This window comes from Pseudochrobactrum saccharolyticum (assembly GCF_008801715.1).
In the GTDB taxonomy this organism is placed as follows: Bacteria; Pseudomonadota; Alphaproteobacteria; order Rhizobiales; family Rhizobiaceae; genus Pseudochrobactrum; species Pseudochrobactrum saccharolyticum.
Window position 1 is genome coordinate 341,410 of record NZ_VZPG01000001.1, and the last position, 23,769, is coordinate 365,178.

The following is a 23,769-nucleotide window of genomic DNA, read 5'->3' on the forward strand; positions in this document are numbered from 1 at the left end:
ATCATTGCCTATGCCGCCTCCCTGCGACTTAAAACGCTGACAGTTCCGATTACATCGGGCGAACCAGCACACCTGGTCCGAGTTTAACCCATGTGCCGATATAAACGATCAGAACAAAAGCCGTTAAGGCCAGTGCCAGAGCCACAGAACGGCTGCGCTGGGCTTTCTTCTGTTTCTCTGTCTGCGTTATCAGTTCGAGTTCAGTTTTTGCTTCTTTATCCGCCATCATTATCCCCCTATTACCGGCAGTATTTTCGCCACCAGTGCTTCAACAAGCAAGATGCTGAACAAAGCGGACAGATAAACCAGCGAAAATTTAAACAGCGCACGGGCAGCGCGCATTTGTGTTTCATGTTCCGGCGCCATCCAGAGCTGCACTGCGCGCCATACGAAGATTGCGCCAAGCAAAGCAGAAAGCACACCATAGACATGGCCGCCGAAGCCGAGGAACCATGGCAGAACACCAACCGGCGCCACGATCAGCGAATAGATTACGATCTGCAAACGTGTGGATTTTTCACCCCGCACATTCGGCATCATCGGAATTTTTGCTGCTTCATAATCACCGGATGTGAACAGGGACAGTGCCCAGAAATGCGGCGGCGTCCACAAAAAGATAATCAGAAACAGAACAACACTTTCAACCGAGACTGTGCCCGTTACCGAAGCCCAGCCGATCATCGGCGGGAATGCACCGGCGGCACCGCCAATCACAATATTCTGCGGTGTCGAGCGTTTCAGCCACATTGTATAAACGACGCTGTAGAAGAAAATTGTAAAGGCCAGCAAAGCTGCAGCAAGCCAGTTGACGAGCAGACCAAGCGTCATCACGGAAAAGACAGACAGTGTAATACCATAAGCAAGCACTGTTTCTTCACGGATCAGACCGGCAGGGATCGGCCGGTTTTTTGTGCGTTTCATAATGCGGTCAATATCCGCATCATACCACATATTCAGCGCGCCTGAGGCACCGCCGCCGATCGCAATACATAGAATAGCAATCGCAGCCATAACCGGATTCATATGACCGGGAGCCACGATCAGACCAACAAAACCGGTAAATACAACCAACGACATGACACGCGGTTTCAGCAGCGCGATATAATCAGCCGCGCTCGCTTCCGACAGCTGCATCGGCTGTCCGGTTTCACCTGTCATGTTATTTTTCTCAACCAGAGACATTATCTGTATCTGTCCTTATTCAAAAATTCCGGCAAAACCGGATACCGGATCTCAAATCCGGCAATTCCTTAAAACGAATGTCGCACTCTGAGCAGCTATTTGCGGGGAGACTGCTTCTCCCGCAACGCCGCATTTTCTTGCGCGACTGTTGCAGCACCTGCGGTGCATTAAGCGCTAATAGCGCCTCTATACACCCAAACACCGCACGGTACACCCGTCATAATTTAGGAAATTCATAAATAGCCTAAAAGTGAACGGCCCTATGAATTGCATAAATCATGCTATCCGGCATTTTCGTTTGTATCGGGCGGCGGCATGACTGACGCCGCCCGAACAATATTACTTCACATGCGGGAGCTGTTCCCACTGGTGATAAGGCGGCGGCGAAGACAGCTGCCATTCCAGTGTTGTTGCACCCTCACCCCATGGATTTGCACTTGTGGCACGCTTTTTCGCAAAAGCCTCAAATACACCATAGAGGAAAACCAGCACCGCAAAGCCGGAAATATACGAGCCGTAGGACGACACCATGTTCCAGCCTGTATAGGCATCAGGATAGTCGATATAACGGCGCGGCATACCGGCAAGACCGAGGAAATGCTGCGGGAAGAACACCAGATTCACACCGATAAATGTGAGCCAGAAGTGAATTTTGCCGATGGTTTCATTATACATGTAGCCGAACATTTTCGGGAACCAGTAATACCAGCCCGCAAAAATCGCGAATACGGCACCCAGCGACAATACGTAATGGAAATGCGCGACAACATAATATGTGTCATGCAGCGCACGGTCGAGACCGGCATTGGCCAGCTGTACACCGGTCATACCACCAACGGTGAACATGAAGATGAAGCCGATTGACCAGATCATCGGTGTGCGGAAGTCAATCGAACCGCCCCACATTGTGGCAATCCACGAGAAGATCTTGATACCGGTCGGTACCGCAATCACCATGGTTGCGAACACAAAATAACGCTGCGTATCGAGTGACAGACCCACCGTATACATATGGTGCGCCCAGACCACAAAGCCGACAACACCGATTGCAACCATCGCATAGGCCATGCCGAGATAACCGAAAATCGGCTTCTTCGAGAAGGTCGAAATCACGTGGCTGACAATACCGAAGCCCGGCAGGATCAGAATATACACTTCCGGATGACCGAAGAACCAGAACAGATGCTGATACAGGATCGGGTCACCGCCACCTTCAGGCGCGAAGAATGCTGTCGCAAAGTTACGGTCTGTCAGCAGCATGGTGATCGCACCGGCCAGAACCGGCAGAGACAACAGAAGCAGGAAGGCTGTAACCAGAACAGACCATGCGAAAAGCGGCATTTTATGCAGGGTCATGCCCGGCGCACGCATATTCAGAATGGTTGTGATGAAGTTGATCGCACCGAGAATGGACGACGCACCGGAAATGTGGATCGACAGAATTGCGAAATCCACCGCAGGTCCCGGCTGTCCCGAAGTCGACAGCGGCGGATACAGCGTCCAGCCACCACCTGCGCCCCAACCACCGGCAGGACCCGGCACGAAGAAGGAAATCAGCAGCAGCAGCAATGCCGGAGGCAGCAGCCAGAATGAAATATTGTTCATGCGCGGGAACGCCATATCAGGCGCACCGATCATCAGCGGAACCATCCAGTTGGCGAAACCACCGATCAGCGCAGGCATGACCATGAAGAAGATCATAATCAGCGCATGCATGGAGGTAAACACGTTGAACATATGCTTACCGGCATCCAGTGCCGCATCGCCTTCAACGCCATAGACCATAGAAGCCAGACCATGGAAAATCTGGATACCAGGCTCCTGCAATTCCGCACGCATAGCGATGGACAATGCCCCGCCGATGATACCGGAAATAATCGCAAAGATCAGATAGAGTGTACCGATATCCTTGTGATTGGTCGAATACACCCAGCGTACCCAGCCGCGCGGCTTGTGGTCGTCATGGTGTGCATCCGCCCCTGCGTGAGGGGCTCCCTTTCGGGTATCGTGAGCTGTTGTACCAGCCATAAGATTGCTCCCGTTCTGAACGAATACCAAATGCCCTTTAGGGAACCAAAACAGGTATTCTAAAATATTGAACTACCACATGAATTCCGTCTTAAATCATATTTGATTTTTAAGCAGCCATGCGGTTCGTGACCTGTAAAAACCCAGGAGCCTGACGAAAACTCCGTTCACGTCAGGCTTATAATCAGTTTCCGGCAACAGTCACGGTCTTGTTGTCATTTTCAATTTCGGCCATCAGTGTCTTATTCGCACCGGAAATATCCGTACGGGCAGCAGCAAGCCATGCATCATAACGCTCCTGTGAGACAACGCGCACAGCAATCGGCATATAAGCATGATCTTTACCGCATAGTTCAGAACACTGGCCGTAATAGAGCCCTTCACGGGCGGCCTTGAACCATGTTTCGTTATTGCGTCCCGGAACACCATCCATCTTGACGCCGAAAGCAGGCATTGCCCATGAGTGGATCACATCGGCAGCTGTCACCAGCAAGCGGACAGTCGTATCCACAGGAACCACAACTTCATTATCAACAGCCAGAAGGCGCGGATAAGCGGCCAGATCCTGTTTACCGGCGCTCGCACGGTCTTCGTCTTTCAGCAGAAGTGCATCAAATGAAAGCGGCTCTTCTGTCTGATATTCATAGCCCCAGTACCACTGATAACCTGTTGCTTTAACAGTCAGTTTTGGCTCATCCGGAGAATATTGCGCAGTCAGAAGCTGGAAGGACGGAATGGCCAGAAACAGCAGAATAATGACCGGACCCAGTGTCCAGATCACTTCAATCGTTGTGTTATGGCTGGTTTTGGAAGCAACCGGATTTGCGCCTTTACGGAAGCGCAGGATGCACCACAAGAGCAGCAGCATCACCAGACCGGTTACCGGAATAATGAACATCAGCGAATAACGCTCAAACCAATGTATCTGATCCGCAATTTTTGTTGCGGAATCCTGCCAGCTCAGCTGCCAGTCAACCGGCTTGTCAGCCAGTGCGCCCGCTGCAGACGCCAAAAGACCCGACACTGCGCCGAATGCAACCGCGCTGCCGGTCAAAATATGTTTTTTCATCGCAGAATCCTTACCTGCAACGGCTTTATTTGTGGCAATAACCCTATCCACCAGCATCTTCTCCCGATTATAGCCTTGCCGGTTAATCGCGGACATAGCTCTTCCCCAGCCAATGTCCCGTTCCCCCACCGTACTGACAACACATTATAGCACCAAGCAAGGAAGGCGAAGATTTTCCCGTGCGGCATTTTTGCGCGTAATACAACTCAAAAACACGGGTCTTTTCCGGTTCATCCCGCAGGTAACCGGATATAAAACCTTCCAAATCAATCTATAAAAACATATAAAATCAAAGAGTTGAAAATGAAGAACAGTATAGCGCGACCTTTTACAGATTTTGTCTGCCCGGAAAAATCTCAAGGTTTTCCTGATTATCTCAACCGCGCCAAAACAGCCCAAATCCGCAGATCATGCCTTATTCCGGCCTCAGAACGGAGAATCAATTCACAGCTCGGACTTATTTGCATTGATCTGGATCAAGTAAAATACAGATAAAACAATGCGCCGTGCATCCTGCACAAAACTGCTGCAATATTCTGAAAAACACCACAGATTTCAAATGCTGCACATTCTTTCAGGCCAGCATGCAATTCACGGTGCTAAAACGAAGGGAAGATGCTGAAAACTGTGCATGGCATAGCGATAATTTCGACAATGCGGATTTAGAATGGTGTTCACAATCTGATTTATACTAAAACTTTACCTTATCCGGTTCAAATTCCGCCATTATCCATGTACACAGAATGAAAAGCATGGCTTTCTGATTTGCCGGTTTCCGGAAATGACGCAAAGCCCTCTCTTAAATACGCTTTCAAAGGGTAGTTACGGCTCGCGCCGCATTTACCGATGTAATGTTTACCGAGCCGCCAAAGGTATCATAAATATGCACCATTTCTCTTCTGTCAGCCGTAAAGTTGCCGCTGCTCTGCTCGGTGCAGGCCTTATGGCTGTATCCGCCTCTGCTGCTTTTGCTCAGACTGCACCGCAGCCAGCGGCGACCAGTGCATCGCAGAAAAACGGCACTTTGCGCTCTCAGCATGGCGCATGGTCCATTCTTTGCGACAAGCCTGCCGGTGCCAAGACCGAACAATGTGCGCTGATCCAGAATGTGATCGCTGCTGACCGTCCTGAGCTCGGCCTTTCGGTCGTTGTTCTGAAAACTGCCGACAATAAAGCGCGTATCCTGCGTGTGCTTGCACCACTCGGCGTTTTGCTGCCAAACGGCCTCGGCCTCAATGTGGACGGCAAAGATATCGGCCGTGCTTATTTCGTGCGCTGTTTTGAAGACGGCTGCTATGCGGAAGTTATCCTTGACGACGCGCTGATCGACACGCTGCGCAAGGGTAAGGCCGCGACTTTCATCGTGTTCCAGACACCGGAAGAAGGCGTGGGTATTCCCGTTGAACTGCAGGGCTTCAGCGACGGCTTCAACAAGCTGCCATAAGCTCTTCAATCTGATTAAAACGCCGCCGCTCATATTTTGACGGCGGCGTTTTTATTTTATCCCGCTGTCCGGCTTGTCCCACGGCAGCAAACTCGCCATATACAAAGAACAATCACCCGTCTGATACAGGACACAGCCGCTGTTCCGGAGTAAATCTATGAGTTCCACCACGTCCCGAAGCCTGATTGATGAATTCGATGTCAGCCGTGACAAGGTTGAAAAACTGGTTGCGCAATCGCTCCACGGCAGTGAAGACGGTGAACTTTATCTGGAATATGCGGAATCTGAATCTCTGGTCTTTGATGATGGCCGTCTGAAAAACGGCTCTTTCAATCAGGGACAGGGTTTTGGTCTACGTTGTGTCTCCGGTGAGACGGTCGGCTATGCCCATTCCGGCGAACTGACCCATAGCGCCCTGCTTCGTGCATCCGATGCAGCATCCGCGATTTCCCGCGGATCGTCAGGCACTTACAGTGCAGCTCCGGCTGGTACAAACCGCCATCTCTATACGGATGTGAACCCGCTAGGCTCTCCGACTTTCAATGAAAAAGTCGTTCTGCTTCAGCAGATTGACGGCTATTTGCGCGCCAAAGACAGTAAAGTGCGTCAGGTCAGTGTCAGCATCGGCGGTTCATGGCAGCAGGTAGAAATCTTGCGTGCGGATGGACATTTCGTTCGTGATATCCGTCCGATGGTACGCCTGTCGATTTCCGTCATGGCCGGTCAGGGCGACCGTCAGGAATCCGGCTCCTATTCCATGGGTGGCCGTCGCCTGTTTGAAGATTTTATTGCTACAGGCTCATGGCAGCACGCAGCGGATGAAGCACTGCGCCAGGCTCTCGTTAATCTCGAAGCGATCCCCGCTCCTGCCGGTACATTTGATATTGTACTATCCAATGGTTGGCCGGGTGTAATGCTGCATGAAGCTGTCGGCCACGGTCTTGAAGGTGACTTCAACCGCAAGCAACTCTCGGCCTTTGCAGGCCTCATGGGGCAACAGGTTGCCGCCAAAGGCGTGACCGTAGTCGATGACGGCACAATTACTGACCGTCGCGGCTCACTGACCATTGATGATGAAGGCACACCGACCAACAGCACTGTGCTGATCGATGACGGCAAGCTCGTCAATTATATGCAGGATCGCCAGAATGCCCGTCTGATGGGGATGAAACCAACCGGCAATGGCCGTCGTGAATCCTATGCCCATGCACCTATGCCACGCATGACCAATACGATGATGCTCTCCGGCGACAAAACACCGGAAGAGATTATCGCCTCCGTTAAGAAAGGCATCTATGCGGTGTCTTTCGGCGGTGGTCAGGTAGACATTACCTCCGGTAAATTCGTTTTCGGTTGCACCGAAGCCTATATGATTGAAGACGGCAAAGTGGGCGCACCGGTCAAAGGTGCCATGCTGATCGGCAATGGTCCTGATGCCATGCATCGCGTATCGATGATCGGCAATGACAGCAAGCTCGATAACGGCTCCGGCAATTGCGGCAAAGGCGGCCAGTGGGTGCCTGTAGGCGTTGGTCAACCACATCTGCGTATGGATCAGATGACAGTCGGCGGAACCGCGGTATAAACATGAAAAACTTGAATGGTTTGACGGCTGTTATCACCGGTTCCGGTCGTGGCCTCGGTGCTGCAATGGCGATACTGCTGGCTGATGCCGGTTGCAAAATTGTGCTCTGCGCCCGCAATCAATCTGCACTCTCGACGATTGCTGACCAGATTGAACAGCGCACAGGACTGCGACCTGATCAGGTTGTGGTTGATCTCGCTGATAATGCCAGTATCGGCTGTGCCATCGCGCAGATCACAGCAAAATATAACACGATTGATCTGCTGATTAATAATGGTGCAATGTGGCTGGAAGCCAGTGATGAACCGCATAGTGAGCAGGAAGTGTTCGGCACGATCAATGCTGCGGTAACCGGCAGTTTTCTGTTTACGCAAGGGCTGTTGCCGCTGCTGAAAAACTCATCCAGACCGGATATTGTGACCATCGGCTCGATCAGCGCATTACCGAATGCACCGCTGCATAGTGTGGCTGTACCGTTTTATGCTGCGAAACATGCACAGGCCGCGATAGCAACAGGTTTACAGCAAATGCTGCGCGGCACGCCGGTGCGTTCACTCTGTGTGCACCCACCCTATCTGGATGATATTTCACCGGCGGATACGGAATGGGATGCCATTCCCGAACGCGTCAAAGGTGAGCGCGCAACCAATCGCGATGTTTGTGAAGCAGTGATGTTTGCGATCACCCGACCACGCCATATCACGCTGTCGTCAATCACAATTGATACGGATGAAGGCGGGTTGTTCGGCTGAACACCCGCCCTCTCCTGATTATTTTTTCGAGAGCAGCGCCACAGTTTCCACATGGGATGACCACAGGAACTGATCGACAGGGATAATCTTGTCGATCTTGTAACCGCCCTTGACCAGAATGGCGAGGTCGCGTGCCAGTGTCACCGGATTACAGGAAACAGCCGCGACTTTTGGCACGGATGATTTGGCAATCTGCATCGCCTGCTCTTCAGCACCGGCACGCGGCGGATCGAAAACAATACCCTGATAGGCATTGAGATCCTTATACAGGATCGGACGGCGGAACAGATCACGCCGCTCATGCGTGACCGGTTTCAGCCCCTGCACATGACGGATACCGCGATCCAGCGCCGCCAGTGCCGGTGCATCATTTTCCACCGCATGAACTGCCATGGTCTCAGCCATACGCAGAGCAAAAGTACCGACACCGCAGAACAAATCCGCAGCTTTTTTGACCTTTTTGAAGTGGCCGATCACCAGCGCAACCATGGCTTCTTCAGCTTCGATTGTTGCCTGAAGGAAACTGCCGGACGGAATATTCACCGGTACTTTGCCAAAGGTAATCAACGGCTTCTTTGGCTCCAGAATGATCTCACCGTCAACGCTGAGGCGGGCAAAACCCAGTTCCATCATCAAAGGTGTGAGAATACGGCGCGCCGCATCATCCGGTGTCGGGCAGCCGCTTGCAGCCAGATCAAGGCCGGATTCCGTATCAGTAACCGTCAGTTTAAACGGCTTTGCACCATCGGCCAGATGAATAGCGACTTTGCGCAGATCATCCAGACGAGAAATAATCGCCGGAACTGTCACCGCACATTCAGAAATATTAATCAGCTCATGGCTCTGGTGACGGTTAAAACCAAGCAGCAAACCGGCTTCAGTTTTGCGAATGGCGAATGTCGCACGGCGGCGGCTCTGCTGTGCGCAAGGCACCAGTGGTGCCAGCTCATATTTCAAACCACGACCATCAAGACTGGCTGCCACCAGTGAGCGCTTCCATGCCTGATAGGCAGACATTTCCCAATGCTGCAAGGCGCAACCGCCGCAATCCTCGAAATGGCGGCAGGATGGTTCCACACGCTGCTCCGATGTTTCCAGCAATGCCATCAGGCTGGCGCGGTTCTTATCCCGCGCAACATTGGCAATCTCACCCGGCAAGGTAAAAGGCACAAAAACCTGACCATCCGGCAGCTGGGCAACACCATCACCACCGGCACCCATTGCATTGATTGTAACACGCAAACTCATCAAACATCGTCCTTCGCGGCGGCAGCTTTGTTCTTCCTGCCTGCCAAAATATATTCCTGATTGCCGTCACCACCGGTAATCGGTGAGGCACAAAATCCTAAAGCCTGCCAGCCGGATTGCGTATTGAGCCAATCCTGCAAATCCAGCGCAATTTTCTCACCCTGCGACGGGTCTTTGAGAATACCGCCTTTACCGATTGCCTCGCGCCCTGCCTCGAATTGCGGTTTCACCAGCAACAGACACCAGCCGTCATCCGCGCAAAGATCAAGCGCATTGGGCAATGCCAGTTTCAGCGAGATAAAGCTGACATCCGAGACAACAACCTCAATCTTGCGTTCCTGCAAATGGCTCGCATCCAGCACACGGGCATTCAGCCCTTCGAGATTGGTAACGCGTTTATCGCCACGCAAAGTCTCATGCAACTGATCATGGCCGACATCGACGCAGATCACATGCTCTGCACCGCGCTCGAGCAGCACTTGTGTGAAACCGCCGGTGGAAGCACCGATATCCAGTGCTGTCTTGCCCTCAACCTCAAATCCGAAATGATCGAGCGCGGCTGTCAGTTTCAGCGCCGCACGGGAGACAAAACGGCTGGCCGGATCATCCACTGCCAGCTCAGCTTGTGCCGTCACAATCTGCCCGGCTTTAGTGACCACCTGACCATTCACGCGCACGGTACCACGTGCCACCGCATCGCGGGCACGCGAGCGCGAAGCAAACAGCCCGCGCTCTACGAGCGCCTGATCAAGGCGTATCTTATCTGTATTTTCACTCATGCTGCCTCAATGAATGAGACAACGCCTGAACACAAGAGGCTTTATGCGCGCAGTCCGCCGCCTGCCTCACCGGTCAACACATCACGGCCGAGCGCTGCAAAGGCCGCTCGCACGATGCCTGCACTATCCAAACCTGCACGGGCATACATAGCCTCAGGTTTTGCATGATCCATAAATGCATCCGGCAAGGTCAATGTGCGAACCCGCAAGCCATGATCCAACGCACCTTCATTGCTGAGATAATGCAGCACATGCGCACCAAAGCCACCTGCCGCACCTTCTTCAATCGTGAGTAACACCTGATGCTCTTTGGCAAGACGGCGGATCAGATCATGATCCAGAGGCTTAGCAAAACGCGCATCAGCAACAGTGGTGGAAAGACCGGCTGCATCCAACTCATCAGCAGCAGCTAAGCATTCCTGCAACCGCGCGCCGAAGCTCAAAATCGCGATTTTGCTGCCTTCACGGACAATACGGCCTTTACCGATTTCCAGAACAGTACCACGCTCCGGCAGATCAACGCCCACACCATCCCCACGCGGATAGCGGAAGGAGATCGGCCCTTCTTCATATTCCGCAGCAGTGCGCACCATATGCACCAATTCTGCTTCTTCTGATGCTGCCATCACCACAAAACCCGGCAGATTGCTCAGGAAAGCGGTGTCGAAACTACCCGCATGAGTGGCACCATCCGCGCCAACCACACCGGCACGATCAATAGCAAAGCGCACCGGCAGATGCTGGATCGCCACATCATGCACCACCTGATCATAGGCGCGTTGCAGAAAGGTAGAATAAATCGCTGCAAACGGCTTCAACCCTTCGGCAGCCAGACCGGCTGCAAAAGTCACCGCATGTTGCTCTGCCATGCCAACATCGAAAGTGCGCTTAGGAAAAGCCTGTCCGAAAAGATTAAGCCCCGTTCCGTCCGGCATTGCTGCCGTCACGGCCACGACCTTTTCGTCGTGGCGCGCTTCTTCAATCAGCGCATTGGCGAAAACTTTTGTATAGCTTGGCGCATTTGCAGGCGGCTTCGACTGCTTGCCGGTTATGACATCGAATTTATTAACGCCGTGATATTTATCGGCTGCGGCTTCCGCAGGGGCATAACCTTTGCCCTTCTGAGTCACCACATGCACCAGCACCGGCCCCTCAACATTATCGCGGATATTTGTCAGAACCGGCAGAAGATGATCGAGATTATGACCATCCACAGGGCCGACATAATACATGCCCAGCTCTTCAAACATTGTGCCGCCAGCCCAGAAACCGCGGGCAAATTCTTCCGTTTTACGGGCTTTATCCTGAAAGAATTTTGGCAATTTCTTGCTGATCTGCTTGGCCATCTCGCGCAGGTTGCGATAAGTCGGCCCAGAGACCAGACGCGCAAGATAGGCGCTCATTGCACCGGTCGGCGGCGCAATCGACATATCATTATCATTGAGAATAACGATCAGACGGGCATCCAGCGCACCGGCATTATTCATCGCCTCATAGGCCATACCGGCAGACATGGAACCGTCCCCGATAACCGCGATCACATTGCGCTTCTCACCTTTGAGCTCACTTGCCACAGACATACCCAGACCGGCGGAAATCGAAGTGGACGCATGGCCGGTGCCGAAATCGTCATATTCGCTTTCAGCACGTTTGGTAAAACCGGACAGGCCGCCCTCCTGACGAATGGTCGGCATACGCTCACGGCGTCCGGTCAGAATTTTATGCGGATAGGTTTGGTGCCCCACATCCCAGATCAGACGATCATTCGGTGTATCAAACAGATAATGCAGCGCCACAGTCAGTTCTACCACACCAAGGCTTGAGCCGAGATGACCACCGGTGCGCGACACCACATCAATCAGATCTGCGCGCAATTCATCCGCCAGTTGCGGCAATTGCGCAGGATCCAGTTTTCGCAAATCTTCCGGCAAATGCACCTGATCCAGCAATGGCGTGTGCAGTTTGTTATCAAAACCGGTCATTGGGAAAACCTTATTATTCTATGGACAATCAGAACAGGCGGAGATTAACGGCTTTGTTTCCCATCCGCCTGTATTTTGCAATCAGCTATATCAAATATTTATTCAGGCAGCGGGATAAATTCTTCCGCATCGCCCGGTACAATATCAAAGCGGCGGCTGCGCCACTCTTCCTTTGCCTGTTCAATACGTTCTTTTGATGATGAAACGAAATTCCACCAGATATAACGGCGGCTGTCCATCGCCTCGCCACCGAAGACCATGATCTGTGCACCCTCACCGGCGAAATTTTGCGGCACGGCTTCAATCACAATATCATCGCCCTGCCGGAAGGCCAGCAACTGATTATCAGTGAAAACCTCTCCGGCAATGCGCACTGCACCGCTCAGGATATAAATCGCCCGCTCTTCCTGCACCGCAGGCAGATGGAATTTGCCACCCGCCTCAATAAACACATCGGCATAGAGTGTCTCGCTATAGGTCGGCACATCGGATTTCAGCCCGTGCATATCGCCGATCATCAGGCGCATGCGAAATTCCTTTTCCTCCAGCCACGGCAATTGCTGCACGGTATGATTGCTGAATTCCGGCGCCATATTTTCAGAACGCTCCGGCAAGGCAACCCATGTCTGCACGCCGGAGATTGCCAGCGGCGACCCGCGCATTTCCTCCGGTGTGCGCTCGGAATGCACAATGCCGCGTCCCGCAGTCATCAGATTGACTTCACCGGGATTAATTACCTGCTCGGTACCGAGACTGTCACGATGACGGATATTGCCGTCCAGAAGATAAGTAACCGTTGAAAGCCCGATATGCGGATGCGGCGCTACATCCAGCGCCTGCCCGGCCCGTAATAAGGCCGGCCCCATCCGGTCAAAGAAAATGAAAGGCCCGACGAGCCTGCGCTTTGCAGTGGGCAATGCACGGCGAACCTGCAAGCCGCCCACTTCACTGGTGCGCGGAATAATCAGCGTTTCAATTGCATCAATCGACTGATGATCACCGGGAACCGGATCCTGACCGGGAAAGAAGCTCACAAATCTGTCCTTTCAGAAACAATGAAACGCCCAGAGTGAAGCATTTCCGGCTTAAGTTAAGCCATTGAAATACCTGACCCACCAGCTTTCAAACGCATCCGCACCAAAATCTGCAACAGATTTTCGGGATGCATTTTAAACAGCATATCATAAAATAAGAAATGTCCGGAGTTTTACATCCGGACATTCCATCACAAATCAGTCAGACAGGATCGGACACTAATGCCTGTTATTTCTGACCAAGCATTTTCAGCAATTGCTGCATATCCGGCACCTGACCATTCGCTGTCAGCTTGTCAACAATGCCCGGCAGTGCTGCGGAAAGCTCTGCCAGCAAATCCTGTTCATTGACACCCGTCTGACGGGCAATATCCGAAATTGTGTTTTTGCCAATGGCATTGCCAAGCTGGTCCGGTTCGATTGGCGCATTGCTGCCGGAACCAACCCAGCTATCAACTTTATCTGCATGGCCAGCCTGTGTAAGCTGCTCAAGCAAGCCGCCTAAACCGCCGCCAAGTCCACCGCCGCTGCCGGTCTGTCCGGCTTGTCCTGCGGCTGTGCCCCCCAGAACACCGCCAAGCAAGCCGCCAAGAACACTGCCGAGGCCGCCAAGGCCACCAGCCTGTGAATCTGCCTGCGTGCCTGCCGGAGCATTCGCCTGCTGTCCACCGCCGAACACGCTACCCAGAAGATCGCCGAGACCGCCGCCGGATGCGGCCTGATCCGGCGCATTCACCTGAGGCTGTTCATTATCATCGGATTTACCGCTGAACATGCGACCAACGAGCAATGCACCAAGTGCAATCAGAACCGGTTTGGTCAGACTGCCGCCCGGTACCGGTTCATTATTTGAAGAGTCACCACCCAAAAGGCCCATTTTATACTTCCTCCAAACCTGCTGAAATGCCGGATACTTAGCAGCATCGCGCAAAAATATTTACTTGGCAAGATTGTCACTTGCCAAGCATGTAATGATATGGGAGCGTTTTACCGAGTTTCCAGAGCCAGCCTCATGAATTTGCCAGCACGTGAATTTAATTGATGGTCTGCGTTCCGGTTTCTTTGATTTTCGCATTCTTGCAGCGCCGGATGTGATCTGTCTCTGTAAAATGCTTTTCGCGAAACGGAGAACATACAATGTCAGTTATCAGCTGGATTATTCTCGGTCTCATTGCCGGTTTTATCGGCAGCAAAATCGTCAACAAAAGCGGTCAGGGCATGTTGATGGATATTGTCCTCGGCATTGTCGGCGCGGTTATCGGCGGTGTTATTTTCAATTTCTTCGGTGCGGCGGGTGTTACCGGCCTCAATATTTACAGCCTGATTGTTTCCGTAATCGGCGCAGTGGTCGTGCTGTTCCTTTATCACGCAATCAGCGGCCAGAGGCAGCTAAGATAAACATAAACAGGCACGAACATGCATTGGGTTGAGCCATATATTGCCGCCTATGGCTCAATCGCTCTGTTTATCATCATTTATTTTGAAAGTTTCGGTGCGCCGGTACCGGGAGAGACATTGCTTATTGCTGCATCCCTGCTGGCTCAGCAAGGCGAACTGTCTTTACCGGTCATGTTACTCGCGGTGTTTCTCGGCGCGATACTGGGCGACAGCACAGGTTATCTGATCGGCCATTTTGGCGGGCGGAAAATTTTGATCCGCTTCGGCCCCTATATCAAGCTGACACCGGAGCGGCTGGAGCAATTCGAAAAACTCTTTGAAAAATACGGCAGCGGCATTGTCATCACTGCACGCTTCTTTGCTATTTTACGCCAGTTAAACGGTATCATGGCTGGTGCCTTAAAAATGCACTGGCTGAAATTCGTCTCCGCCAATATTATCGGCGCGGCACTCTGGACTTTAGTCTGGGGTGCTGGCCCCTATTTTTTCAGCGCCTTGTTTAAAAAGCTACTCTAAACATATGTACTGAGCGGATTACAACCGGAAAATGTTGCGAAAATCTGCGGATATGATCTAGTCTCTCCAGCAGAGCGTTTCAGAGAAGCAGGTCGTGCTAATGCCATAATTGACCTGCAGCTTCGGAACCGGATTTTATAACGCACAAGGATTTCTCATGCGTATTTTGGCCATTCTCACGGTGTTACTCGCCCCGCTCTTTGCAGGTACAGCGCTTGCAGACGATGCTGAGGGTAAGATCACCAAGATCAATGAAGATACGGAAACCATTACGCTGGACAATGGCAAAGATTACCGCCTGCCCGGAGAATTCGATTATAGTGCGATTGAAAAGGGCATGAAGGTTATCGTCACCTATGATCTCGTCGATAATGTTCGCTATATCAGCAATATTGACGAAGCCGACGGCGGTTAAAACCGTAATTACCGGCCATCATAAAATGACAAAAGCGCCGTTTCCGGCGCTTTTTTTTATTATACAGAAGCTCTTTATTCAAACCCATTCAAGACGGTTGTTTTCAAGCTTCAGAAGCTTGTCCTGCGGCACGGAAAGATGCGCAGCATCCTGCCCGCTCATGCCTTCAACCAGATAAAACAAGGTACGAATGCAACCGCCATGGGTCACGCACACTGTTTTGCCCTTCACGCTTTCAAGCCATTTGGCAACGCGCTCTGAAAGAATCATGTAGCTTTCAGCATGTTCGCCCGGCGGAACAAAATTCCATTTGTCACGCTCACGCTGCTGCAAGAGACTTGCACTGCCGACACCGGCAGCCTCGAACTCTTCCATCATATGCCCCTGCCAGTCACCGAAATGCACCTCCATCAGCAAAGGATCGGTGCGGTAAGCCAGCGGGTCGAGCCCCATACGGGTGCGGATACGCTCCATCGTCTCACGGGTACGGCGCAGAGGACTTGCAACAAAGTCAAATCCTTCTGCGGTACCAATCAGCGACTTCAGCATATCGCCGTTGCGGTCAGCCTGTGTGCGGCCATGGGCATTGATATCAATGTCCATCTGCCCCTGCACACGCTGGGAGACATTCCAGTCCGTCTCGCCATGACGCGAGAAGTAAATGATTTCCCGTGCCATTCCTGCTGTCCTCAGTCTTTTACAACCGAAATATCCGGTGCATCCACGGCCTTCATACCGATTGTATGATAGCCGCTGTCAACATGATGAACTTCACCGGTCACGGAACGGGAAAGATCGGATAGGAAATACAGGCCTGAATCGCCGACTTCTTCAATGCTGACGGTACGACGCAGCGGTGCGTTATACTCGTTCCATTTCAGAATATAGCGGAAATCGCCGATACCGGAAGCCGCAAGCGTCTTGATCGGACCGGCAGAGATCGCATTAACGCGAATATTCTGCGGACCAAGATCAACAGCGAGATATTTCACGCTGGCTTCCAGAGCGGCCTTGGCAACACCCATCACATTGTAGTTCGGCATGACTTTTTCTGCACCGTAATAGGTGAGTGTCAGCATAGAACCGCCGTCTGTCATCAGTTTTTCCGCGCGCTTGGCCAGCGCAGTGAAGGAATAAACCGAGATCAGCATTGTGTTGGAAAAGTTCTCTGCCGAAGTATCGAGATAACGGCCGGTCAGCTCATCCTTATCAGAGAAGCCGATAGCATGAACGAGGAAGTCGAGCTTGCCCCATTTTTCTTCGATCAGAGCGAAAACCGCATCCATGGATGCGTCGTCAGTCACGTCGCAATGGCCGCAGACCAGCGCGTCCAGTTCAGCCGCAAGCGGCTCGACGCGCTTCTTCATCGCGTCGCCCTGATAAGTTAAAGCGATCTCCGCACCGGCATCCCGTGCAGCCTTGGCAATACCCCAGGCGATTGAGCGATTATTGGCCAGACCCAAGATCAGCCCGCGTTTTCCTTGCAACAAACCGGATTTGGTGGTCATTCACCATACCTCATAAAAAAATATAATCTGAATAGCTGCCTATCGCACAGCACAGCATTGGCTTCAAGCAAGGACAGTAAATTTTGTCCCCCTTCCCCTTGAAAGCAGGTATTTAAGTGCAAATATCAGCTTGTTGTTTCTAATATGTAACGGTTCCCGTCAGCAATATAAAGCAGTATTCACGGGCGCGAATCCACCCGTGAATCACTTTATCCTGCCCGTGAACGCAATAGCGATTCGAGCTCTTCATCACCATTTTCAGGCAACATAATCCGGATATGCACGAATAAATCCGCAGCATCTCCCGTTTTATTAGGCAATCCTTTGCCCTTCAGGCGCAAAATCTTATCCGAGCTTGACCAGGCAGGAATACGCACAGCCACACGTCCGCTCAAAGTTTCCACTTCCGCACGGGCACCAAGCACCGCATCACTGAGCTGCACCGGCAAATCAAGATGCAAATCACGCCCGTCCTGACGGAAACGCGGGTGTTTTTTGAAATTGATTGTTACCAATGCATCGCCGTCAACAGCACCGGGAATGGTTTCTCCCTGACCTTTCAGGCGGATCGTCTGGCCGTCCTCAACATATTTCGGCAGTTTGATCGACAGTTTCTTGCCGTTCGGGAAAACCGCCTCAACCTTCTCGGCTCCTGCCGCCTGCTCCAGAGAAACAGAGATCGAGGCTTTCAAATCCGGCGCTTTTGACGGTGCGCGGCTGCGTGTACGGCTTCCGCCACTACCAAAGCCACCACCGAAAATGCTGCTCAGAATGTCCTCTGCGCCGTCAAAACCGCCCTGCTGGAAGCCACCTTGTCCGCCACCCGCGCCACCCCGACGGAAACCGGCAAACGGATCGCCCTGAAAACCACCACCTTGGCCACCAAAACCATGACCGGCAAAACCTGCCGGTTTTCCTTCGGCATCAATCTCACCACGGTCAAACTGACCGCGCTTGTCTTTGTCGCCGATAATTTCATAGGCCTGATTAATTTCGGCAAATTTCTCCTGTGCCTTCGGATCATCCTGATTCTGATCCGGATGATATTTCTTGGCCAGTTTACGAAAAGCAGATTTTACTTCTTCAGGCTTCGCCGTTTTAGCGACGCCCAATACGCTATAGGGATCGCGCATAATATTCCTTCATGGCTGCGGTGATTACTAAACAGAATCACCTGTCATCTGATAAGAGCTTAGCGCATGTCTCCCAAAAGCGGGTACCGGTTTTGGGACAAAGACGTGCGTCAAATCAAAAAGATAAAGCGAGTGCAGTAGATCAAACTTCACACAACACGCTTTAGCGCATACGGCACCATTTTACCGCGCGGATTAAACACCCGATCAGCTTGTAAAGACAGCGACAGTGTTTCACGGCATGGTTCCGGCATGCTTTTATACAGCAATATGCGTATCAATACGGCTGTTTTCCAGATGTTAAACGGCAAATATAGCCGTTCATCTGCAAAATCTGGCGTTCAATTTCCGTATAATTATTAAATCGGAGCGAAAGAAGTCAAAGCCCAGGCACCACCTTGCGCCATACAGGCCTGTCCGCGATAAAGTGCAGCACCGTCAAAGGCTTCCCGCGAGGTTTCAAATTCGCGGCACAGTCCGGCATCCGTCTTTTTCTCGGCGACAGTCGTGATTGTCCCCTGACTGCCGGTATCCGGATTAGCCCAAGGGATCGGTGTCTTACCCCATTGCGTGAAATTCAGAGCGGAGACCACATTCCGGATGGTATTCTGATCCGATACTTTACTGCTGTCATTGACCTCTGCTGTCACAGCAGGCTGTTTTGCGACAGAACCGGTAATACTGTTTTTATCCGGCATCGCTTTTTCGAGATCAAAACCGGACATTGCGCAGCCGGACAGGACAGAAACAGTACAGACGACCATAAGAAAACGGCAGGATGCCCCCCGCATCAACTGCAAAAAACCGCTTTTCCGTAATTCTGAAGTCATTGTAGTGACTGGCAAATGATCGTCCTGACAGGCTGAAGAACAGAATATCCGTAAAGACATTCCGGTGTTAATTGAAAACAGGCGTTTATTATGTGCCGGTCTGCGTTAACAAGCGGTTTGTGCAGAAGGTAAACAAATCGATAGCAGCCGTCAAAGGCTTCTGAAACATGTTTTCACAGCATTCCGCATATACGCCCGTTTATTCGCGTTTTGTGATTATTTCTTGTTGTTTTCGCGGCTATTTCCGATCCGCAGACTAAAGACGCAACACGGCCTTCATCCGATATCTCAGCCGGTTTTTTGTACAATAATAAACTTGCGGGTCTTCACAAGCACAGCCGGTCATGCAACTTATGCTGGTCATGATGATGGAAGCGCGGGTTAAGCACCGCTGAAGCCTTCCAATTACCAAGCAAGTGAACATACCGATATGACAACATCAGCGAATGATTTTACAACTGCAACCGAGCCTTTTCGTCTGTTTGCAGAATGGTTAGAGGATGCAACAAAATCCGAGCCGAATGATCCGAATGCTGTTGCAGTGGCAACCGTAGACGAAAGCGGCATGCCGAATGTGCGCATGGTGCTGCTGAAAGATTTCGATGAGAATGGCTTTGTATTCTATACAAATTACGAGAGCCAGAAGGGTTGCGAAATCCTGTCAGCCGGCAAAGCAGCCATGTGCTTCCACTGGAAATCCCTGCGCCGTCAGATCCGTGTGCGCGGCCCTGTCGAACAGGTAACGGCAGAGGAAGCTGACGCCTATTACAAGTCGCGCCCGCGCGGCAGCCGCATCGGGGCATGGGCCTCCAAACAATCCCGCCCGCTGGAAAGCCGTTTTGCACTGGAAAAAGCGGTTGCCGAATATACTGCGCGCTATGCCATCGGTGAAATTCCGCGTCCTGAATATTGGTCGGGCTTCCGCATTAAACCGACTTATATCGAATTCTGGCATGACCGCCCATTCCGCCTGCATGACCGTTTGATCTTCAAACGCGATGCACCGGAAGGCGATTGGACAACCCAGAAATTCTATCCGTAAATAAAAAAGCCGCCGATAACTTCGGCGGCTTTTTTGTGCGCCGGTCTTTCTCTTGTTTGACCACTGCTTAAAAGGCGAATAGAAACAGATTACCAAACTGAAATTAAAATGAGCCGCAAAGAACCGGTTCAATCTTGGGGTTTTCTATGTCGCATAACAGCTTTGGCCATCTTTTCCGCGTGACGACCTGGGGCGAAAGCCACGGTCCCGCGCTGGGCTGTATCATTGATGGCTGCCCTCCGGGTATTCAATTTACCGAAGCTGAAATTCAGGCCTATCTTGATAAGCGCAAACCGGGTCAGTCAAAATATACCACGCAGCGCCGCGAGCCGGATCAGGTGCGGGTATTGTCCGGTGTTCTCACCAGTGAAGACGGCGTGATGACCACCACCGGCACGCCGATTTCCATGATGATTGAGAATGTGGATCAGCGTTCAAAAGATTATGGTGAGATTGCCCGCCAGTATCGTCCGGGACATGCGGATTATGCCTATGATGTGAAATACGGCCTGCGCGATTATCGCGGTGGCGGACGTTCTTCTGCGCGTGAAACCGCAGCGCGTGTTGCTGCCGGTGCGATTGCCCGCAAGGTTGTGCCGGGTTTGAAAATCCGTGCAGCATTGGTAGGCATGGGTATTCACAAGATCGACCGCTCCCGCTGGGATTGGGCCGAGGTCGACAATAATCCGTTTTTCACACCGGATGCAGGCTCAGTAGAGCTGTTTGCCAGCTATCTCGATGGTATCCGCAAAAACGGTTCTTCGATTGGTGCAGTGATTGAAGTTGTGGCTGAAGGTGTGCCTGCCGGTATCGGCGCGCCGCTTTATGCCAAACTGGATCAGGATATCGCGTCCAATCTGATGTCGATCCCTGCGGTAAAAGGCGTTGAGATCGGTAATGGCTTTGAGGCCGCGACGCTGACCGGTGAAGAAAATGCCGACGAAATGCGCATTGATACCGATGGCAATCCGGTCTTCCTGTCGAATAATGCCGGTGGTATTCTGGGTGGTATCGCAACCGGTGCACCGATTATTGCACGTTTTGCCGTGAAACCGACCTCATCCATTCTCACCACACGTCGTTCTATTGATGTGGATAAGAAGGAAGTGGATGTCATGACCAAAGGCCGTCATGACCCGTGCGTTGGCATCCGTGCTGTGCCGATTGGTGAAGCAATGCTCGCTTGCGCGATTGCGGATCATTATTTGCGTCACCGCGGCCAGACTGGCCGCGTCTGATAGCCATGGGGCCAGACTGGCCGCGTCTCAATTCGATGCGGCCAGAGCAGTTATATGTGATGTTCTTTGAAAGATTACGGAGTGAAGCATGAGCTATAATCAGAAACAGGTTGTTGATGCACTCCGTGCTTTTGAACGCGGTGAAATCGTTGTTGTTATGGACGATGACGGGCGCGAAAATGAAGGCGATCTGATTGTCGCTGCTGTCCATTGTACGGCAGAGAAAATGGCATTCATCGTGCGTCATACATCCGGCATCGTCTGCACACCTATGCCGAAGGAAGAGGCCAAGCGCCTCAATCTGACGGCAATGGTGGCGGAAAATGATGCACCGCATTCTACTGCCTTCACCATTACTGTTGATTACAAACACGGCACGACAACCGGTATTTCTGCCGATGACCGCACACTGACTGTGCGCAATCTGGCGAACCCGAATGCAGGGCCTGCGGACTTCGTGCGTCCGGGGCATATTTTCCCGCTGGTGGCGCGTGAAGGCGGCGTGCTGATGCGCTCCGGTCATACGGAAGCGGCTGTTGATCTGTGCAAGCTGGCCAATCTGCCGCCTGTTGGTGTGATCTGCGAATTGGTCAATGATGATGGATCTGTGATGCGAGGTCCTCAGGTGACGGAATTCGCGGAAACACACGGATTGCACCGCATTACCGTTGCCGATCTGATCGCCTATCGCCAGCGCAAGGAAACGCTGATTGTGCGCATGGGCGAGACCGAAGTGGACACATCGGCGGGGCACGCCTGCGCATTCACCTATCAGTTGCCATGGGAGCCGATGCAGCATGTGGCTCTGGTATTCGGCGATATCCGTGACGGTGAAGATGTGCCGGTGCGTCTGCATCGGGAAGATGTGCTGGCGGATACATTCGGTGCCGGTTCCGGCCTTGATGCCGTACTGAAGCGAATGGCTGCGGAAAAGCGCGGGGTGCTGGTGTACTTGCGTGAAGGGTCTGTCGGCGTCGGTAAAAATGACAAGTCGCGCCGCCGTGCGGAAAATCATGACAGGGAAGAGCACAAAGAAGCACAGGCGCGTGAGGAAGAATGGCGCCAGATCGGTCTTGGTGCGCAGATTCTGAAAGATCTCGGCATCAGTTCCATCCGCCTGCTGGCTTCCAAAGAGCGCCATTATGTCGGATTGGAAGGTTTCGGTATTACTATTCTTAAAACTGAAATCTTGTAACTTTATTCTGCTTGATTAGAGCGCCGTGCGCCCCATTGGGCGCACAAAACTCGCCCTAACGCTTTAAAATGCGAGCATAATTTTACCTTAAACTAATTCAAATTTAAGAAATTATGCTCTGAGCAGGCAGATACAGGATATTATGGCAACCAGACTTTACTCGCATCCGGTCTTTCTTGAGCATCTGACGCCGGCGGGGCATCCTGAGCGTCCGGATCGGTTGCGGGCTTTATTCAGCGTTCTGGAAGGCTATGATTATTATGCGCTCGATCAGGTGGAGGCACCTGTTGCCGATGAGCAGGCGTTGGAGCTTGTGCATCAGGCCTCTTATCTGAAGCAAATTAAAGCACAGATTCCCGATCCGCTTGATGAAGAACAAGTTGCTTCCGGCATGGCACAACCGATTGTGAATGTGGGACAGGACACCTATGTCAGTCCGCAAAGCTGGCATGCCGTGCTGGCGGCAACCGGCTCTGCCCTTGCTGCCGTTGAAGATGTATTTAACGGGCAAGCGGATAATATCTTCATCGCTGCCCGTCCGCCTGGTCATCATGCAACTGCCGACACGGCGATGGGTTTCTGCATCACCAATACGGCCGCGATAGCTGCACGCTATGCGCAGAGCCATTTTGGAGCGGAACGTGTGGCGATCATCGATTGGGATGTGCATCACGGTAACGGCACGCAGGACATTTTCGCGGCGGATAAGAATGTGCTGTTCTGTTCAACACATCAGGCGCAGATTTATCCGGGTACTGGTCTGGTCAAGGAGACCGGTGTCGGTAATATCGTGAATGCGCCTTTGCTTGCTGACAGTGGCAGTCGGGAGTTTCGTGAAGCTTTTACTTCCCGTATTTTACCGGCATTGGACAATTTTCGCCCTGATCTGATCTTGATTTCAGCGGGCTTTGATGGTCATTATCTTGACCCATTGGCTCAACTTAATTTGACCGAAACAGATTATGATTGGGTGACAGGGCAGGTGATGGAGCGCGCCGACCGGTTTTGTAATAACCGGCTGATCAGTTTTCTTGAAGGCGGATATGATTTACAGGGCTTGTCCTTTTCCGCCGCAGCGCATATTACGCGTTTAATGAAAGGATAAATTATGACCGAGCCGAACACCACCGGACAAGCTTCCAATGATGATATTGCAGTGATGAGCTTCGAACAGGCGCTCAAGCAGCTGGAAACAATTGTCGATGATCTGGAACGCGGTGATGTGCCTTTGGAAAAGTCGATCCTGATTTATGAACGCGGTGAAGCGCTGAAAAATCATTGCGAAAAACTGTTGCAGTCAGCAGAAGATAAAGTCGAGAAAATCAAACTCAGCCGCGACGGCCAGCCAACCGGCACCGAACCGCTTGATCCTGAGTGATTATCTGGCAATG

Annotated in this window: 24 protein-coding genes; 11 read left to right on the forward strand and 13 right to left on the reverse strand. The window is 52.0% G+C overall.

The window, feature by feature from the left end; genetic code table 11:
* Nucleotides 1-49: 49 nt before the first annotated feature.
* From F7P81_RS01685 to coxB, 4 genes are all read right to left on the reverse strand, one after another.
* Complete coding sequence (locus F7P81_RS01685) at nt 50-229, reverse strand: hypothetical protein (RefSeq protein WP_022711679.1); 180 nt, start codon at nt 227-229, stop codon at nt 50-52.
* Nucleotides 229-1,182, reverse strand: coding sequence for a heme o synthase (locus tag F7P81_RS01690; RefSeq protein WP_022711680.1), 954 nt, complete (start codon nt 1,180-1,182; stop codon nt 229-231). The genes F7P81_RS01685 and F7P81_RS01690 overlap by 1 nt, the downstream gene beginning before the upstream one ends.
* Before the next feature lie 339 nt (nt 1,183-1,521).
* A complete protein-coding gene (ctaD, locus tag F7P81_RS01695; protein WP_022711681.1) occupies nt 1,522-3,210 on the reverse strand; it encodes a cytochrome c oxidase subunit I in 1,689 nt (562 codons plus the stop codon).
* Between the two features lie 184 nt (nt 3,211-3,394).
* The gene (gene coxB / locus F7P81_RS01700) at nt 3,395-4,279 is read right to left on the reverse strand and encodes a cytochrome c oxidase subunit II (RefSeq protein WP_033316145.1); all 885 of its coding nucleotides are present in this window, start codon (nt 4,277-4,279) and stop codon (nt 3,395-3,397) included.
* An 883-nt stretch (nt 4,280-5,162) separates the two neighbouring features.
* Here coxB and F7P81_RS01705 point away from each other — a divergent pair.
* From F7P81_RS01705 to F7P81_RS01715, 3 genes are all read left to right on the forward strand, one after another.
* Nucleotides 5,163-5,723, forward strand: a complete 561-nt coding sequence (locus F7P81_RS01705) for an invasion associated locus B family protein (protein WP_151158278.1) — start codon at nt 5,163-5,165, stop codon at nt 5,721-5,723.
* A gap of 157 nt (nt 5,724-5,880) precedes the next feature.
* Nucleotides 5,881-7,308 carry a metalloprotease TldD gene (gene tldD / locus F7P81_RS01710; protein WP_151158280.1) on the forward strand — a complete coding sequence of 476 codons (1,428 nt, stop codon included), beginning with the start codon at nt 5,881-5,883 and terminating at the stop codon, nt 7,306-7,308.
* 2 nt (nt 7,309-7,310) lie between these two features.
* Nucleotides 7,311-8,060 (forward strand): SDR family oxidoreductase, encoded by a 750-nt coding sequence (locus F7P81_RS01715; protein WP_151158282.1) that lies wholly within the window; start codon nt 7,311-7,313, stop codon nt 8,058-8,060.
* 18 nt (nt 8,061-8,078) lie between these two features.
* Here F7P81_RS01715 and F7P81_RS01720 read toward each other — a convergent pair whose 3' ends face one another.
* The 5 genes from F7P81_RS01720 to F7P81_RS01740 all read right to left on the reverse strand — a co-directional run bounded on the left by F7P81_RS01720 (nt 8,079) and on the right by F7P81_RS01740 (nt 13,980).
* Nucleotides 8,079-9,308 carry a class I SAM-dependent RNA methyltransferase gene (locus F7P81_RS01720; RefSeq protein ID WP_151158284.1) on the reverse strand — a complete coding sequence of 410 codons (1,230 nt, stop codon included), beginning with the start codon at nt 9,306-9,308 and terminating at the stop codon, nt 8,079-8,081.
* Nucleotides 9,308-10,087, reverse strand: coding sequence for a TlyA family RNA methyltransferase (locus F7P81_RS01725; RefSeq protein WP_151158286.1), 780 nt, complete (start codon nt 10,085-10,087; stop codon nt 9,308-9,310). The genes F7P81_RS01720 and F7P81_RS01725 overlap by 1 nt, the downstream gene beginning before the upstream one ends.
* A gap of 41 nt (nt 10,088-10,128) precedes the next feature.
* Complete coding sequence (dxs, locus tag F7P81_RS01730) at nt 10,129-12,069, reverse strand: 1-deoxy-D-xylulose-5-phosphate synthase (protein ID WP_151158288.1); 1,941 nt, start codon at nt 12,067-12,069, stop codon at nt 10,129-10,131.
* A 98-nt stretch (nt 12,070-12,167) separates the two neighbouring features.
* Complete coding sequence (locus F7P81_RS01735) at nt 12,168-13,103, reverse strand: pirin family protein (RefSeq protein ID WP_151158290.1); 936 nt, start codon at nt 13,101-13,103, stop codon at nt 12,168-12,170.
* Between the two features lie 229 nt (nt 13,104-13,332).
* A complete protein-coding gene (locus tag F7P81_RS01740) occupies nt 13,333-13,980 on the reverse strand; it encodes a YidB family protein (RefSeq protein WP_151158292.1) in 648 nt (215 codons plus the stop codon).
* 260 nt (nt 13,981-14,240) lie between these two features.
* On the opposite strand from F7P81_RS01740, the gene F7P81_RS01745 reads away from it, so the two are divergent.
* From F7P81_RS01745 to F7P81_RS01755, 3 genes are all read left to right on the forward strand, one after another.
* Nucleotides 14,241-14,501 (forward strand): GlsB/YeaQ/YmgE family stress response membrane protein, encoded by a 261-nt coding sequence (locus F7P81_RS01745; protein ID WP_022709973.1) that lies wholly within the window; start codon nt 14,241-14,243, stop codon nt 14,499-14,501.
* A gap of 18 nt (nt 14,502-14,519) precedes the next feature.
* Nucleotides 14,520-15,017 carry a DedA family protein gene (locus F7P81_RS01750; protein WP_151158294.1) on the forward strand — a complete coding sequence of 166 codons (498 nt, stop codon included), beginning with the start codon at nt 14,520-14,522 and terminating at the stop codon, nt 15,015-15,017.
* Between the two features lie 157 nt (nt 15,018-15,174).
* Nucleotides 15,175-15,432 (forward strand): DUF1344 domain-containing protein, encoded by a 258-nt coding sequence (locus F7P81_RS01755; protein WP_022709980.1) that lies wholly within the window; start codon nt 15,175-15,177, stop codon nt 15,430-15,432.
* A 78-nt stretch (nt 15,433-15,510) separates the two neighbouring features.
* Here F7P81_RS01755 and F7P81_RS01760 read toward each other — a convergent pair whose 3' ends face one another.
* The 4 genes from F7P81_RS01760 to F7P81_RS01775 all read right to left on the reverse strand — a co-directional run bounded on the left by F7P81_RS01760 (nt 15,511) and on the right by F7P81_RS01775 (nt 18,864).
* On the reverse strand, nt 15,511-16,110 hold the full coding sequence (locus tag F7P81_RS01760) for a histidine phosphatase family protein (protein WP_151158296.1): 600 nt from the start codon (nt 16,108-16,110) through the stop codon (nt 15,511-15,513).
* Between the two features lie 11 nt (nt 16,111-16,121).
* Nucleotides 16,122-16,940 carry an enoyl-ACP reductase FabI gene (gene fabI, locus F7P81_RS01765; RefSeq protein WP_116087060.1) on the reverse strand — a complete coding sequence of 273 codons (819 nt, stop codon included), beginning with the start codon at nt 16,938-16,940 and terminating at the stop codon, nt 16,122-16,124.
* Nucleotides 16,941-17,149: 209 nt separating this feature from the next.
* Nucleotides 17,150-18,073 (reverse strand): DnaJ C-terminal domain-containing protein, encoded by a 924-nt coding sequence (locus tag F7P81_RS01770; RefSeq protein ID WP_151158298.1) that lies wholly within the window; start codon nt 18,071-18,073, stop codon nt 17,150-17,152.
* 359 nt (nt 18,074-18,432) lie between these two features.
* Nucleotides 18,433-18,864, reverse strand: coding sequence for an RT0821/Lpp0805 family surface protein (locus F7P81_RS01775; RefSeq protein ID WP_374828059.1), 432 nt, complete (start codon nt 18,862-18,864; stop codon nt 18,433-18,435).
* 469 nt (nt 18,865-19,333) lie between these two features.
* Between F7P81_RS01775 and pdxH the strand changes: the two genes are divergently transcribed.
* From pdxH to F7P81_RS01800, 5 genes are all read left to right on the forward strand, one after another.
* Nucleotides 19,334-19,945, forward strand: a complete 612-nt coding sequence (gene pdxH / locus F7P81_RS01780; protein WP_151158300.1) for a pyridoxamine 5'-phosphate oxidase — start codon at nt 19,334-19,336, stop codon at nt 19,943-19,945.
* A gap of 146 nt (nt 19,946-20,091) precedes the next feature.
* On the forward strand, nt 20,092-21,183 hold the full coding sequence (gene aroC / locus F7P81_RS01785; RefSeq protein ID WP_151158302.1) for a chorismate synthase: 1,092 nt from the start codon (nt 20,092-20,094) through the stop codon (nt 21,181-21,183).
* An 88-nt stretch (nt 21,184-21,271) separates the two neighbouring features.
* Nucleotides 21,272-22,378, forward strand: a complete 1,107-nt coding sequence (gene ribB, locus F7P81_RS01790; RefSeq protein WP_075654473.1) for a 3,4-dihydroxy-2-butanone-4-phosphate synthase — start codon at nt 21,272-21,274, stop codon at nt 22,376-22,378.
* A 142-nt stretch (nt 22,379-22,520) separates the two neighbouring features.
* The gene (locus F7P81_RS01795) at nt 22,521-23,483 is read left to right on the forward strand and encodes a histone deacetylase family protein (protein ID WP_151158304.1); all 963 of its coding nucleotides are present in this window, start codon (nt 22,521-22,523) and stop codon (nt 23,481-23,483) included.
* Nucleotides 23,484-23,486: 3 nt separating this feature from the next.
* Nucleotides 23,487-23,756, forward strand: a complete 270-nt coding sequence (locus F7P81_RS01800) for an exodeoxyribonuclease VII small subunit (RefSeq protein ID WP_022709975.1) — start codon at nt 23,487-23,489, stop codon at nt 23,754-23,756.
* Nucleotides 23,757-23,769: the final 13 nt, after the last annotated feature.